A 14,887-nucleotide genomic window follows, 5' to 3' on the forward strand; every position below is an offset into this window, starting at 1 on the left:
CGCAAAAGATCACTTATCTCAATTTAGTGTATCAGATTTAAGTGATTTTGAAAATCATTTTCAATTAAAAAATGAGAAAGTTCCGTTTTACTTCTTCTTTTGGAATGTACGTTTGGTCCCATCTTCAAGCTTCATATCGACCTGAATTCGCTGATAATCATCGTCTAAATTAAAAGCAGCTAATAGCTCATTGACATACGTTTCATTGATCTTCGCACTAGGAATCGACATATCATTTAGCTTCATCTTCATCTCGCGTAAAGCTTCTTCACCTTCATAGCGGACACCGTTCATATGATCACGAATCAGTGCTTCTTCTTTTCCTTTCGCCTGACGATAGGTGGCTTCGTATAATTCGCTTTTCTGCCCGTATTGAACATGCAGGTGGAGATGCTCAAATGGAAGTTCCTTCATTTGAACCGCTGAGAGACTCTCTGCTTCCGCTTCCTTTGTTTGCTGGAGCGGCTCAATCGATTGGCAGCCAGACAGCATAAAAAGCAGCACTCCTATTTGTCCCGCCTTCTTCCAACACATCATGCGCTTCCTCCTATTTCTTATCATCGCTTTTTATTCTTCTCCATCCTTCTTTTCGTTATTCAATAAAAGAGCGGGCTATGGTAAATTGAAACAAAAAGGAGGTACGAGATGATGAAAAGGACAGCCATTGTAACTGGTGCCAATAGCGGCTTTGGCAAGCTCATCACGATAGGGCTCGCCAAGCAAGGCTATACAGTGATTGCAGGTGTCAGGCAGGAAGCCAATGCGAAAAAGCTTGCTGAAGAAATCGAGCAAGCCTCGTTAGCCGAAGCGATACATATTGAAGCATTAGATGTGACAGACACGCAGTCAATTCAAGCATTTCAGAAAAAGTTGCATACTTACGCCCCCATTACCTTGCTTGTCAACAATGCTGGAACAGCCTATGCGGGTTTTGCTGAAGAGGTTCCTGTTGACACGTACCGCCAGCAATTTGATGTCAATGTTTTCGGAGTCATGGAAGTGACACAAGCCGTCCTTCCGCTGATGACAAATGGTGCAAAGATATTCAATATGAGCAGCATCAGCGGATTAATGGGAATGCCCGCACTTTCTCCTTATGTATCCTCCAAGTTTGCTTTAGAGGGCTACACAGAGAGCTTGCGCATTGAACTGGCATCGTTCGGTATACAGGCAGCCCTGATCGAGCCAGGCTCTTTCCAAACGAATATTTGGAACACGTCTATGAACGAGCACATGTTGCAGCCAGAGGAAGGCTCGAAATACATACCCCTCTATCAAAAAATGATGGCTCATATCAATGCCCAGAAATCAAACTACGGGGACCCGCGTGAAGTCGCAGAGCTTGTGATTCGATTAGCCGAGAAGAAGCGGCTGAAAAAGCTGAGATATCCGATTGGGAAAGGAGTGCGGCTTTCATTCACAGCAAAGCAGCTCCTGCCTTGGAGCATGTGGGAAAAGATCATATTACGTACACTCTCTTCAAAAAAATAAGCATAAAAAAACAGGTAGACCTTTAACGTCCACCTGTTTTTTCATTTATTCTGTTTCAGACTGTCCAAGGGTAATGTCTAGGTTCTTGTTTTTCCCTTCACGAATAACAGTCATTGTCGTTTTATCGCCGACTTTTGTTTCTTTGTACAAAATTTCTTTCAGCTGAGAGCTGTTCGCCACGTTTTTCCCTTTAAACTTGATGATGACATCGCCAGACTTCAAGCCTGCTTTTTGTGCAGGTGATCCTTTTGATACATCCTTTACGTAAATCCCTTTGCCGATTTGTTTATCAAATAGGCCGAGCGTATTTTCTTGATACGTTTCAGGCACTTGCTCAAGGTCAATCATTTGTACGCCAAGGTAAGGACGTTCAACCTTTCCGTTTTTCAACAGCTCATCTACAATCGGTTTGACATCGTTACTTGGAATCGCAAAGCCGAGTGATTCCACACCGCTTTCGCTAATTTTTAAGCTATTGATACCAATGACTTGACCATCTGTATTGATAAGCGGTCCACCGCTGTTTCCTGGATTGATCGCTGCATCTGTTTGCAGTACATTCATTTCCACCGTACCAGATGATGTGTTCGCTTCAACTGTACGATCAAGACCACTAATAATCCCTTCTGTCACAGTACCAGAGAACTGGGCACCAAGCGGGTTCCCAATTGCAATCACTTTGTCTCCAGCACGGAGCTTAGAAGAATCACCAAAGCTCGCCACTTTATCAATGCCGTCTGCATTGATTTCGACAACAGCTAAATCTGTCATCACGTCACTGCCGACAAGCTTCGCGTCTTTTGTTTTTCCGTCATAAAGTGTGACCTTCAATTTATTGGCGCCCTCGACTACGTGGTTATTTGTAATAATGTACGCTTTTTTCCCATCCTTTTTAAAGATGACACCAGAACCCGTTCCAGCTTCAGCTTCTGTTGAATCACCGCTAAGGCCAAACGAATTTTGGGTAGATTGATAGTTTGAGACTCCCACAATGGTTGGCTCTAAATCTTCTACCATATCAGAAACATTCGTGGCATTGGTGATTTGTTTTGTTGAGAAATTTTCAGAGGCTGCCGGTTCACTTGACGCTGTTTGCGTTTGAGTGTTTGCTGCTGTGTTCTGTGACTGCGGCAAAAGCGGTGTAATGCCAAGCACAAGGCCTCCGCCAATAATTCCTCCAAGGATCGGACTGAGCCATGCTGCTTTCCGCTTTTTCTCCTTTTTCGACACACGGTCATCCCCCATTTGAGGAGAATGGTTTGTCACACTCTCCTGAGTGGCAGAAGCTTCGTTTTCATGAGGTTGAAAAACGAGTTCCTTTTCTTTTTCAGGTTCGTCTATTTGTTTCTCATTCTCTTGATGTACATCTTCTTGTTGATTCAACTTCTTCTCTTCATCTTCTCTTCGGAAATCCATCGCTTACACTCCTTTACATCATGTTCATGACTTGCTTGATTCATATGTGTAGATCGGACTCATGTCCTCTTAATGGCAACATCATTGAAGATACTACATGACAATATGTCAAATTATATAATACTTATTCATAGAAAAAAAGCAAGGTGCGCACATTCGTGAAAAGCACCTATTGATCTGCCTTTTGTCTATGCCCTTTTTTCCCTTGAGCTTATCATAAACAAACATTATGGGATAATAATGAGAAGAATATGTGAAATTGTGAAAAAAGCATGTGATTATTGACATGCCGCCTTTGTATCCCGTTATAATGACGTTGAGAGGATGTGGAAGACTTTGTCGTACACCATTTATTTAGTGGAAGATGAACAAAACTTAAACGAACTTTTAACCAAATATTTAGAAAGTGAAAATTGGAATGTCTCCTCTTTTTTAACCGGAGAAGCGGCACGCGAAGCAATGAATAAGCCGCCGCATCTATGGATTTTAGATATCATGCTGCCTGATACAGATGGCTACACACTGATTAAAGAAATCAAAGCCGCATCACCTAACGTACCGGTCATTTTCATTTCAGCACGCGACGCAGATATCGATCGTGTCCTCGGTTTAGAGCTAGGAAGCAGTGACTATATTGCGAAGCCATTTCTTCCGCGCGAGCTGATCATTCGGGTGCAAAAGCTGCTTGAGCTTGTGTACAAAAACAGCGATACTCCGCAGCAGCAAAGTGTCACACCCGTCTCCTCATATGTCATTCATGAGGATATAAGAGAGGTGTATGAAGGAGATCAGCTGATTAACTTAACTTCTAAGGAATTTGACTTGCTGCTTTTATTTACACATCATCAAGGACATGCTTTTTCTCGTGAAGATATCCTCATCAAAATTTGGGGACACGATTACTTCGGGACAGATCGTGTGGTCGATGACCTTGTCAGACGATTACGCAAAAAAATGCCCGACTTAAAGGTCGAGACCATCTATGGATTTGGCTATAGGATGCTAAAAGGATGAAGAACAAACCACTCGCTTTTCAAATTTGGATCGTCATCTCTGGTATTTTGCTCACCATCTCGATTGTTCTGATCATCCTATTTTCCAATACATTACGAAATTTTTTCACGAATGAAATTTATAAAAATATCGAAAATGAACAGCAGGTGCTCACAGAATATCCGTTGAACCGAGACGGCTCGCCAAAGTCGACACCGGAAAACCGCTCGGTGCAACACATTCTGATTCCGTCAGATGAATTAAACCAAATGGGGCAGTTTTTCCCGCACGCCTTTATTGAGAAAATCCAAGCCTTTGTGAAAAAACAAAAAAGCGCAACGAAACGCTATTCTGAAGAGGTGAATGGCCAGCACATCTTTTTTGTCATCAAAAAAGTATCAACAGGCAATACACAATATATTCTTTTGTCTTATGCGCCAGACTCTTATCGAGATGACCTGTCCTTTACGCTGTTTAAACAGCTGATCTTTATCTTGGGCACCGTTATTTTATTAAGCTGGATTCCATCGATTTGGCTTGCCCGCTACTTATCCCGTCCAATCGTTGCGTTTGAAAAACACGTGAAGCGGATTGCACAAGAGGACTGGGACGATCCTGTCATCGTTGACCGGCAAGATGAAATTGGAAAGCTTGGTCATACCATTGAAGAAATGAGACAAAAACTCATTCAAAAGGATGAAACAGAACGGACTCTTTTGCAAAATATATCACATGACTTAAAGACACCTGTCATGGTCATCCGCGGCTATACGCAGTCGATTAAAGATGGTATTTTTCCTAAGGGAGATCTTGAACAAACAGTGGAAGTCATTGAAGGTGAAGCGGAAAAGCTTGAGAAGAAAATCAAGGATTTGCTGTACTTAACAAAGCTTGATTATTTATCAAATCAACACCCTGCACATGCTTCCTTCCTACTCAGTAATACGATGCTGGAAGTGGTCGACCGAATACGCTGGTCGAAAAATGAATTACAGTGGAACGTGGACTTAGATGATGAGGCTGCTCTTGAAGGCGATCCAGAACAATGGAGCAAATTATTTGAAAATGTCCTAGAAAATCAACTTCGCTACGCAAAAAGGAAAATTGATATTCAAATGAAACAGGAAGAGGATCAAATACGCATTGTCATTCGTAATGACGGTCCTCCAATTGAAGAACATATGCTATCCAGCCTATACGAACCTTTTAGTAAGGGAAAAAAGGGCGAATTCGGTATTGGATTAAGCATTGTCAAAAAAATTCTCTCCATGCATCAAGCGTCTATATCAATTGAAAATGATGATCTAGGTGTACGTTATACGATCACGGTACCAAAGAAGAGACTGTAGGTTTTTGACCGCAGTCTTTTTTAGATGAATGAATACCCATTGAAATCACGGTATGTGGCTTTGATTTTCTTGCCAGCTTGATACATCCATTTCTTTTCAATGGTTGTCTCTTTCGGCATTTTGACTTTTTCTACTTGAATTCCTTTTGTTCGCAAGCGTCTTATCATATCATCGATTTCTCTCATGGAACATCATCCTTTCACATTTTTTGACCAGTTGGTCACCTTACTTTATAATATAAAGAATTACACTGTAAAAAACAAGTTACAATCTGATTAATTTTTGAAAACTTTCGTCGTTTATGACCGATAAGTCACATCTCTTTGCGCACGTTTCCTAAGACATTTGTCTCTCGGTAAGAAAGGATGACATTCATATTGAAAAAGAAAGAGAAAATGATCATTGAGGCTGGCATGAAATTGTTTGCCAGTAAAGGCTACAATACAACGTCTGTTCAGGAAATTGCGGATGAATGCCACATGTCAAAGGGTGCTTTTTATCTTTATTTTAAATCAAAGGAAGCACTGCTCATTTCAATCTTACATTACTATTACGATAAGGTATTTACCCGGATCCACGAGGTTCAAACAGAGGGCGGCACACCAAAGGAAGCCTACCGCAAGCAGCTTACTGTCTACTACGATAATATTTTGCAGCAAAAGGATTTTATTAAAATGCAGCTGAGCGATCGAGCACTGCCAATGAATGAAGAAACGCAGCAGCTCGCAAAACAAATCAGACTTGCCACCATTCAGCTTCACATTGATAACATTAAGCAGGTATATGGAGATGCAGCGATTCCTTATATGGCTGATCTTTGTTTGACAATTGAGGGCATGAGCCACGTTTATTTCGAGCTTGCGATTTTATATGATTTTCAGCTGGAGGCTGAGGAGCTAGCCGCAACGATGATTCACCGTATCGATGATTTGATGGGCGGTATGATGGCGCGACATGATCTTCCGCTCATCTCTGTAGATCAAGCGAGCGATTGGTTTGGTCCTATTTATGAACGGTCATTCGACCCGCTGACAGAATCTCTTTTAAAAGAATTAAGAGAGCAAGCTGAAGCACACTATGAAGTGAAAGACGAGCCTGATTTATTTGAAGCACTCGGCATTCTAGAAAATGAATTAAACAAACAAAAACCTAGACAAGTCATCGTGAAAGGTATGCTGCATCAACTGAAATTGTTCGCACCGCTCCAATCCGTATCTGAGTCACTTTTGCGTATTTTGAAAGAGGATCATTTGTAGAACCCAAGGCAGAACCTGGGTTTCATTTTTGTCCACATCACGTTCAATGAAAAAAACCAAGGGCAGCCGCCCCTGGTTTTTATTTTGCTTTCGGTGTCACCATTTCTTCTGGTTTCACAAACTCTTCAAACTGCTCTTCTGTTAACAGCTCTAATTGAAGTGCTGCTTCTTTTAACGTTAATCCTTCTTTGTGAGCAAGCTTTGCAATTTTCGCTGCATTTTCATATCCGATGTGCGGGTTAAGTGCCGTCACAAGCATCAATGAATCGTTCAAGTTTTTCTCGATTGTTTCTAGGTTTGGTTCGATTCCAACTGCACACTTGTCATGGAATGAGTTCATGCCGTCAGCAAGTAATTCAACTGATTGCAAGAAGTTATAGATGATGACCGGCTTAAATACGTTCAGCTCAAAGTTTCCTTGGCTCGCGGCAAAACCGATTGTTGCGTCATTCCCCATGATTTGTGCTGCGATCATTGTTAAGGCTTCACTTTGAGTTGGGTTGACTTTACCTGGCATAATGGAGCTTCCTGGCTCATTTTCAGGAATGATCAATTCACCAATTCCGCAGCGAGGACCACTTGCCAGCCATCTCACATCGTTGGCAATTTTCATTAAATCAGCTGCAAGTGCTTTTAGGGCACCGTGTGCATACGTAATTTCATCATGGCTTGTCAGCGCATGGAATTTGTTTGGTGAAGAATTGAAATTTTGACCTGTCAGCTTGCTGATTTCCTCAGCGACATATTGGCCAAACTCAGGATGTGCGTTAATTCCTGTACCAACAGCTGTTCCGCCAATCGCAAGCTCTCTCATTTTTTCAGTTGATTCTAGAATCATTTCTTTTGAACGGTCCAGCATGTACACCCAGCCGCTAATTTCTTGACCTACTGTCAGTGGAGTTGCGTCTTGCAAATGCGTACGACCGATTTTAACAATCTCTTGATATGCTTTTGCCTTCTCATCAAGAGTCGCTCTTAATTGATCAATCGCAGGCAATAATTTTTTGTACACAGCTAAAACAGCTGCCACGTGCATAGCAGTTGGGAATGTGTCATTTGAGCTTTGGCTACGATTGACGTCATCATTCGGATGAATGCTGAACTCACTATTTTTATCTTTCAAGTAAGCAGTTGCTCTATTTGCAACGACTTCGTTCATATTCATGTTACTTTGTGTCCCGCTACCTGTCTGCCATACAACAAGCGGGAAATGCTCGTCATACTTTCCGCTGATGATGTCATCACATACAGCAGCAATTGCTTCTGCTTTTTCGCTCTCAAGGTTGCCAAGACGTTCGTTGGCAATCGCTGTGCTACGTTTCAAAATTGCAAACGCATTCACAACTTCCTTTGGCATTTTCTCAGAACCGATTTTGAAATTTTCTTTGCTTCGTTGTGTTTGTGCACCCCAGAACTTGTCCTTTGGCACCTTGATTTCGCCCATTGTATCTTTTTCGATTCTAAATTCTGTCATTATGTATCCCTCCATAGCTTTATACACTCAACTCTATTCTATACAAAAAACGAAAATCCTTTAAGCGTTTTCAATTAAAATTTTATCTTTATTTTAATTTTAGTTCAATATAAACGCGGACATCTTTCGAATATTTGTATTTTGGGTTCGTTTTTCCGTAATCCTTTGATGTATATGTCACTTCATAATGCTTGTCAAACGACTGTAGAATACGGTCAATCTCCTCTTTTGTTCCTGCTAAACGAATTTGTGCCATCCTGTTTCCTCCAAAACCCTCATTCTTTCTTTTACCACAAAATAATGTAACACAGAATATTGTTTTTTCAAGCAGGTAATGCTAAGAAAAAGTTATTTGAGGCGGGTGATCCTTTTGAATCAGACTCCATTGAAAGAACACTTATACGATAATCTCTCCGTCATTCTCCCGCAATTAAAGGAAATGGATGATTTGGTCCATGAGAAAAAAACGCTGCCTCACGGGCAGGTTGTTTACTATTTATACATAAAAGAAATGAACGAAAAGATGGAGATTCAAACCTTTTTAAAGCTGCTTCTCCAAGATCATACCTCTCTTACAAAAGAGAAGTTGGAAGCTAATTTATCCATGATGACGACACGTTCGGTGAAGACCTCTGAAGAATTGGTCGATGCGATTTTTGAAGGGCATTGCGTGGTGCTGATTAATGGATTTCAGCATGCGTATATTTTAGAAACGCATGGAACGAAGAAACGCAGTTTAGGGGATTCTACATCTGAAACAGTCGTAAGAGGGCCGAAAGTTGGCTTCATTGAAGATTTAAACACGAACTTAGCTCTCGTGCGACAGCGCTTGAAAAACCCTGACCTCAAAACAGTAAACATGAAGATCGGGGAAAAGAAATACACCCAAGTGACCATCATGTACATTGACGGTATCGTTGAAACCTCTGTTTTAAAAGAGGTAAAAAAACGGCTCAAGCAAGTCACCATTGATGATATACAGGACTCTGGTGTTCTTGAGGAGCTCATTGAAGACAATGTGTACTCTCCTTTCCCGCAAATTCAAAACACAGAACGGCCGGATAAAGTCGCGTCTGCTTTAAATAATGGCCGGGTCGCCATTTTTGTCGATCATTCACCTTTTGTGTTAATTGTACCTGCTTCGCTCGCGACGATTATGCAATCACCTGATGATTATTATGAAAGATGGATCGCCGCCTCTCTCATTCGTATGCTGCGGTTTACCTCGATCTTTCTGACATTATTTTTATCAGCCATTTATATTGCGCTTGTGTCGTTCCATCAAGGACTTTTACCAACAACTCTGGCTATTTCGATCTCAAGTACAAGAGAAAATGTCCCCTTTCCGCCTATTGTGGAGGCACTCATCATGGAGATGACGATTGAGCTCCTGCGGGAAGCCGGCTTAAGGCTGCCAAACCCGCTCGGTCAAACGATCGGACTTGTTGGCGGGGTTGTTATTGGCCAGGCAGCCGTTCAGGCTCATATTGTGAGCTCGATCATGGTGATTATCGTCAGCGTGATGGCCCTTGCGTCCTTTACTGTTCCTCAATACGGGATGGGCATGTCCTTTCGTGTGCTCCGCTTTGTGTCCATGTTTGCTGCGGCTACCTTTGGTTTATACGGGATTGTGCTGTTTATGCTCGTACTCCTTACTCATCTCACACGGCAAAAAAGTTTTGGCACACCGTATTTCTCACCAGATTTTGTGTTCAGCTATAAAAACGAGGACAATTCCATTATTCGATTGCCCTTAAAAAATCAACAGAAAGGAGAACGAGATGGTCAATCATAAAGAGTCGATATCAAGCTATCAGGCAAGTGCCATTATTGCAAATACAACACTAGGCGCAAGTATGATGATTCTGCCAAGATCGATGGCTCAGGCTGCGGCTACACCTGACGGCTGGATTGCACTCTTACTTATGAGTGTCATTTACATAGTGTTTATTTTTGCAAATGTCCTGATGATGAAAAAAGTCCCCTTCTCCTCTTATTATGATTATACGAACGAAGGGCTTGGGAAATGGCTGGGCGCTCTTGCCAATCTCTTGATTATTATTTATTTTCTTGGCGTCGCCAGCTATGAAGTACGCGCGATGTCGGAAATGGTCAAATTCTTTCTGCTTCAAAACACGCCAGTAGCCGTGACAATGATCAGCTTTATTGTAGTTGGGTTTTATCTGGTGATTGGCGGAATTGGTGATTTAGCCCGGCTTTTCCCTTTTATACTGATTGTGACGCTCATCATCTTATTTGTCGCTTATGGGCTTAGTCTCCAAGAATTTAAGTTAGATAACCTCCGTCCCGTTTTAGGAGAGGGGTTCTCCCCTGTCTTCAATTCCTTGAATGCATCTGCCATATCGTTTGTCGGCATTGAAATGATACTGTTTATGCCTGCTTATCTGAACACACAAAAACACACCTTTGCTTATGGGACAGTCGGCTTTTTGATTCCTGCGATTATTTATATTTTCACTTATATGATGGTGATTGGTGCGCTGACTGTTAAAGAAACGGCGACTTTGACTTGGCCGACCATTGCCTTATTTCAATCATTTGATATTCAGGGGATTTTTATTGAACGCATTGACTCCTTTTTGCTTATCGTTTGGCTGATTCAGCTTTATACAAGCTTTGTCGGATATACATTTTTTGCTGCAATCGGGGTGTCTAAACTGACCAAGTTTCCTAAAAAAGTGGTCCTTGTTTTAATGGGAATTGTCATTTACTTTGCAGCGATTTTTCCAAAGGATGTCGATACAGTGCGAAATTATTTAACCTATGTGAACAACCTCTTTTTCCTGCTGTTCGGCATTCTCCCGTTTCTCTTATTTATCATCGTGTTTTTCAAAAGGAGGCGGAACACAACATGAAAAAAAAAGCAGCTGTTGCTCTTTTGACGCTGGTTCTATTAAGTGGTTGTTGGGATAGCACAAATATTGAGGAGCTTAACATGGCGATTGGATTTGCAGTAGACAAAGGGGACCAAGGGAATAAATTAAAGGTATCTATGCAAGTCCTTGTTCCTCAAAAGATCTCTCAGGAATCAAACATCAAAGACCCTACGAAAATCATTGAAACAAACGGGGATTCTGTGCATCAAATATTCCGCACAACGGCGCTGAAAAGCCATCGCATTTTCGCACAGCAGCTACGGGTGTTTTTGTTTTCTGAGGAACTCATCAATGAGAATGATTTCGACCTCGTCATTAATCAATTCATTCGAGACAATGAAACGAGGAGAGGGGGCCTCGTCTTTATGACCTCTAAGAATCCTGGAGACATGCTGAAAATCAATGACGACGGACAGCCAGCCTCTACGACCTTATACGATCTTTCTGAGAATAGAAAATCGACCATTCGCATGTTTAAGACTAGCTCATTAGGAGATATTTCTTCTGCCATGCAAAACAATGTATCTTTCGCTATTCCGAAAGTCAGCGTCGATCAAGGAAAATTAATGATCGATGGAGCCTCTATTATTAAGAATAAGCGATTTCTCACCAATATCTCTCCGTTAGCAGTACAGTCATACAATCTGTTAACTGGAGACGGACTGGGTGGAGTCATTGAATTTGAATATGAACACAGCATCTACTCTTTTGAGATTTTCAAACTCAAGCACCATATTAAAACCAATAAATCAGCCAGCGGAAAATATCAATTTGATGTGTCAGTGGAACTTGATGGACGATTGTCTGAGGATTGGAATGAACGTGAAAACGCTTTTAATGAAAAGTATCTCAGAGAAATTGAAGGCGTTGTCAAGCGTCGAATAGAGACAAGCGTTAAAGATTTCATCGGTGAATTACAGCACGAGATCAAAGCAGATATTTGTGGGTTCTATCAAAAGGCGAGTATTGCCTACCCGAAGGATTTTCGAAAAGAAGCAAAACATTGGGATGAAATTTTTAGTGAATCAGATATTCGTTACAAAGCAAATGTGAAAATCCGTGACTTCGGGACTAAGGGCGCAACACAATCCTTATAGAGTATGTTAAAATGGTAAGAAAAAAAGGGTGTCAATCATGAAACGAGCTTTACTTTCGGCCGGCATTCTATTTTTGATTCTAGGAATACTCCTGTTAGTCGTTGTATTCCTGCAATCAAAAGAAGATTTCTTCATTGAAGCCGACAGCTTTTCGAGCACATTTTTGATCGTGATTTATTATGGACAAACCCCTGCGCTCCTTCTTGTTGGAGGCGGTATATTCGTCGGACTTTCACAGATCATTGGTTTGCAAGAGAAAAAGGCAGCATTGGCAAAGGAGAGCGTAAAGCTATTATCCGAGATGAAGAAAGCCCTAGAAGACAAATCGGCCGAGGAGCAGGAGGCTTTTCCAGTTCCTGAGCTCCATCAACTATCCGAACGTCCGATCACAGGACAGAAGGACTAAATTTACGCATGTTCTAGCAGCTTTCTTTTGAAAGCTGTTTTTTTTATTTTATTGGATCAGCTTATGACGATGCGCATACACAGCCGCTTGCGTCCGGTCTTCTACATCGAGTTTGGAAAGAATGTTCGTAATATGTGTCTTCACTGTTTTAATTGTAATAAATAGTTCCTCAGCGATGACCTTATTCGATTTCCCATCGGCAATCAGCTTCAAGATTTCCATTTCCCTTGCTGTTAATGCATCATGAAGGATCGATCCATTTGAGGAATGACGAAGTTTATTCATCACCTTTCCAGCTACTTTTGATTCTAGTCTTGGTTCGCCGATACTTGCAGACCGAATGGCATCTGCAATTTCTCCTGCCTTGGATGTTTTTAATAAATAACTTAAAGCACCTGCTTCAATCACTGGATAAACTTTATCATCGTCAATAAAGCTCGTCAGAACGATAATTCGAGCATCTTCAATTTCCTGACAAATTCTTTTCGTTGCTTCGATGCCATCCATGCCTTCCATGACAAGATCCATTAAAATGACATCTGGCCTTAATTCAACTGCGAGCTCTACACCTTTTTGTCCATCTGACGCTTCACCAATGACTTCAATATCAGCCTGTGCCTCTAAAAAAGCAGCAAGCCCCATTCTCACCATTTCGTGATCGTCGATTAAAAGCACTCGAATCATCGAACGTTCTCTCCTTTTCCTTCATCAAAAATGGGAACCTTCACATCAATTTGTGTTCCTTTTCCCTCAAATGACATAATCTCTGCGACACCGCCTACTTCACTTGTTCTTTCACGAATTGATTCCAGTCCGTAGGAGGCCGTCTTCACATGATCGGTTTGAAAGCCGATCCCATTGTCGATAATCTTCAGCTGCACCTGCCGATTTCGAATGAGCAGACGAACCGTCACCTTTGTCGCCTTTGCATGCCTGAATACATTTGACAGGGCTTCCTGTACAATTCGGAAGAGGTGATCCTCTACTCCTTTTGAGAGCGGAACATCATCTTCTATTTCCCAATCAATATCAATCGGCTGTTTTGCTTGAAATTCATTTAGGAGCTCAATCAAGCCCTTTTTCAAGTCTTTTCCTTCAAGGGTGATCGGTCTGAGATGAAGCAAAAGCGCACGCATTTCATTTTGTGCATCGCCAGCCATTCGTTCGACTAGGCGCATTTGCTTTAAAATCTTTTCATCCTTTTCCTTCATGACTTCAAGAATCGCAGAGGTCATCATCGAGATCGCAAATAACTGCTGGCTAACCGCATCATGCAGTTCTCGTGCTAAACGCTGACGTTCTTCTGAGACGACCGACTTTTTCATTTGCACCTGCCATTCTGCCCGCTCATTCGAGAGCTTTTGCAAAGAGGCTACTTGACCTTCCACTCGTTTCGCCATTTCATTTAATTGATCAGCCGCTAAGCCAATTTCATCGTCGCCAAGAGACGGCAGTCTGTATGCAAAGTTCCCATTTTCAAACTTTAAAATCGACTCTACAAGCTGATCAAGACGCTTTTTATGCTGATAGCCAAATACATGTGAGGCAGAAAACCCAATGGCAAGACTAATGATCAGTAAAATACAAAAAAACGGGATGCCAAACCAGCGGGTAGAGAGGAGAATCATCGGATCAAGCTGATAATAAAAAAACATGGGCAGCATCGTCATGATGACAACACCAAGCGAGATCCCTACTCCAAGACGAATAGATTGCCACTGGATACCTAGATGGAGTTTCCTCATAAGTATCTCACATCCACATCTCCGATCAGTAAAGAGATGGAGATTTTCACTTTTCGTTTGCTCTCATCGTAATTGTCTGTCATCACATACACTTTACTGCCGAATCCGCTTCTTTTTTCATCAATAATTTTCATATCACCAATGGCAGCTGATGCACTCACACATACTTCAATATCCTGCGGTACGAAAATATCCACATCTCCGATGAGCCCGCTTATCACGATCGTGCTCTCTTCTTCTGCGATGATGGCCTTTGATAAGTCGATTTTGACATCCCCGATAAACCCTGAAATCGTCAAATCACTTAATTGAAACGGCTTTTTCATCAGCCTGACTTCACCGATAAAAAAGTCATGCTCCTTGCGCGGCTTTGTCTGGCTCTTTGTTTTCTTTTGCTCGCCCTCTTTTTCAAGATTGACTTTCAATGAAGGCTTATCGCTCTCCGGTGCTTCCTTTTTATCGACATCAAAAACAGGTTTGTTTTTCAATAAGCGATAGCCGGCATATATCAAAAAGGCCGCAAATAAATATCCTGTGAGACTAAACGTAATATTGAGCAGGAATTTTAAAAAGAGAAAGCCGGCAAAAATATAGGAAACTGAACCGAGCCAACGTTTGGATCTTGAGTGCAGCCAATAGCCCGCAAGCGCAAAAAACACAGGCCAAAACAAATCGGCTCCGATCCCAATAATTTTGAGAAATAGATTAATACCAAAAATCACGACAATGATGCCTAAAATTTGATTCCTTGAAAAACGCAGTT

At 41.6% G+C, this 14,887-nt stretch carries 16 protein-coding genes; 8 read left to right on the top strand and 8 right to left on the bottom strand.

What is annotated here, in order from left to right; genetic code table 11:
- Positions 1 to 87 precede the first annotated feature (87 nt).
- Positions 88 to 534 (bottom strand): YusW family protein, encoded by a 447-nt coding sequence (locus MHB83_RS01105; RefSeq protein WP_170965972.1) that lies wholly within the window; start codon positions 532 to 534, stop codon positions 88 to 90.
- Positions 535 to 645: 111 nt separating this feature from the next.
- On the opposite strand from MHB83_RS01105, the gene MHB83_RS01110 reads away from it, so the two are divergent.
- Positions 646 to 1,491, top strand: a complete 846-nt coding sequence (locus MHB83_RS01110) for an oxidoreductase (RefSeq protein WP_253622252.1) — start codon at positions 646 to 648, stop codon at positions 1,489 to 1,491.
- A gap of 45 nt (positions 1,492 to 1,536) precedes the next feature.
- Here the strand turns inward: MHB83_RS01110 and MHB83_RS01115 are convergent, their stop codons facing one another.
- A complete protein-coding gene (locus MHB83_RS01115; RefSeq protein WP_050944096.1) occupies positions 1,537 to 2,907 on the bottom strand; it encodes a trypsin-like peptidase domain-containing protein in 1,371 nt (456 codons plus the stop codon).
- Between the two features lie 336 nt (positions 2,908 to 3,243).
- Between MHB83_RS01115 and MHB83_RS01120 the strand changes: the two genes are divergently transcribed.
- Entirely contained in the window at positions 3,244 to 3,921 is a 678-nt protein-coding gene (locus MHB83_RS01120; protein ID WP_335355884.1) for a response regulator transcription factor, read from the top strand.
- Complete coding sequence (locus MHB83_RS01125; RefSeq protein ID WP_106032222.1) at positions 3,918 to 5,249, top strand: HAMP domain-containing sensor histidine kinase; 1,332 nt, start codon at positions 3,918 to 3,920, stop codon at positions 5,247 to 5,249. Before MHB83_RS01120 ends, MHB83_RS01125 begins: the two co-directional genes overlap by 4 nt.
- Before the next feature lie 20 nt (positions 5,250 to 5,269).
- Here MHB83_RS01125 and spxO read toward each other — a convergent pair whose 3' ends face one another.
- The gene (gene spxO / locus MHB83_RS01130) at positions 5,270 to 5,434 is read right to left on the bottom strand and encodes an anti-adapter protein SpxO (protein ID WP_003212782.1); all 165 of its coding nucleotides are present in this window, start codon (positions 5,432 to 5,434) and stop codon (positions 5,270 to 5,272) included.
- A gap of 192 nt (positions 5,435 to 5,626) precedes the next feature.
- On the opposite strand from spxO, the gene MHB83_RS01135 reads away from it, so the two are divergent.
- Positions 5,627 to 6,505, top strand: coding sequence for a TetR/AcrR family transcriptional regulator (locus tag MHB83_RS01135; RefSeq protein WP_050944099.1), 879 nt, complete (start codon positions 5,627 to 5,629; stop codon positions 6,503 to 6,505).
- 79 nt (positions 6,506 to 6,584) lie between these two features.
- Here the strand turns inward: MHB83_RS01135 and fumC are convergent, their stop codons facing one another.
- Complete coding sequence (fumC, locus tag MHB83_RS01140; RefSeq protein WP_137054422.1) at positions 6,585 to 7,979, bottom strand: class II fumarate hydratase; 1,395 nt, start codon at positions 7,977 to 7,979, stop codon at positions 6,585 to 6,587.
- 88 nt (positions 7,980 to 8,067) lie between these two features.
- The gene (locus MHB83_RS01145) at positions 8,068 to 8,235 is read right to left on the bottom strand and encodes a YvzF family protein (RefSeq protein WP_003213147.1); all 168 of its coding nucleotides are present in this window, start codon (positions 8,233 to 8,235) and stop codon (positions 8,068 to 8,070) included.
- Positions 8,236 to 8,349: 114 nt separating this feature from the next.
- On the opposite strand from MHB83_RS01145, the gene MHB83_RS01150 reads away from it, so the two are divergent.
- From MHB83_RS01150 to MHB83_RS01165, 4 genes are read left to right on the top strand one after another with little or no spacing between them, the layout of a single operon-like run.
- On the top strand, positions 8,350 to 9,774 hold the full coding sequence (locus MHB83_RS01150) for a spore germination protein (protein WP_226804022.1): 1,425 nt from the start codon (positions 8,350 to 8,352) through the stop codon (positions 9,772 to 9,774).
- Positions 9,761 to 10,855 (top strand): endospore germination permease, encoded by a 1,095-nt coding sequence (locus MHB83_RS01155; RefSeq protein WP_106029297.1) that lies wholly within the window; start codon positions 9,761 to 9,763, stop codon positions 10,853 to 10,855. The genes MHB83_RS01150 and MHB83_RS01155 overlap by 14 nt, the downstream gene beginning before the upstream one ends.
- A complete protein-coding gene (locus MHB83_RS01160) occupies positions 10,852 to 11,973 on the top strand; it encodes a Ger(x)C family spore germination protein (RefSeq protein ID WP_050944103.1) in 1,122 nt (373 codons plus the stop codon). Before MHB83_RS01155 ends, MHB83_RS01160 begins: the two co-directional genes overlap by 4 nt.
- Before the next feature lie 37 nt (positions 11,974 to 12,010).
- Positions 12,011 to 12,379, top strand: a complete 369-nt coding sequence (locus tag MHB83_RS01165; RefSeq protein WP_226804025.1) for a hypothetical protein — start codon at positions 12,011 to 12,013, stop codon at positions 12,377 to 12,379.
- 48 nt (positions 12,380 to 12,427) lie between these two features.
- Here MHB83_RS01165 and MHB83_RS01170 read toward each other — a convergent pair whose 3' ends face one another.
- Genes MHB83_RS01170 through liaF form a run of 3 tightly spaced genes read right to left on the bottom strand, consistent with a single transcriptional unit; the run spans position 12,428 to position 14,885 of the window.
- Positions 12,428 to 13,063 carry a response regulator transcription factor gene (locus MHB83_RS01170; protein ID WP_003213157.1) on the bottom strand — a complete coding sequence of 212 codons (636 nt, stop codon included), beginning with the start codon at positions 13,061 to 13,063 and terminating at the stop codon, positions 12,428 to 12,430.
- Positions 13,060 to 14,124, bottom strand: a complete 1,065-nt coding sequence (gene liaS / locus MHB83_RS01175) for a two-component system sensor histidine kinase LiaS (protein WP_003212649.1) — start codon at positions 14,122 to 14,124, stop codon at positions 13,060 to 13,062. The genes MHB83_RS01170 and liaS overlap by 4 nt, the downstream gene beginning before the upstream one ends.
- On the bottom strand, positions 14,121 to 14,885 hold the full coding sequence (liaF, locus tag MHB83_RS01180) for a cell wall-active antibiotics response protein LiaF (protein WP_034620120.1): 765 nt from the start codon (positions 14,883 to 14,885) through the stop codon (positions 14,121 to 14,123). Before liaF ends, liaS begins: the two co-directional genes overlap by 4 nt.
- Between the last annotated feature and the right edge of the window lie 2 nt (positions 14,886 to 14,887).

It is taken from the genome of Bacillus sp. FSL K6-3149, assembly GCF_038630515.1.
GTDB lineage: Bacteria > Bacillota > Bacilli > Bacillales > Bacillaceae > Bacillus > Bacillus pumilus.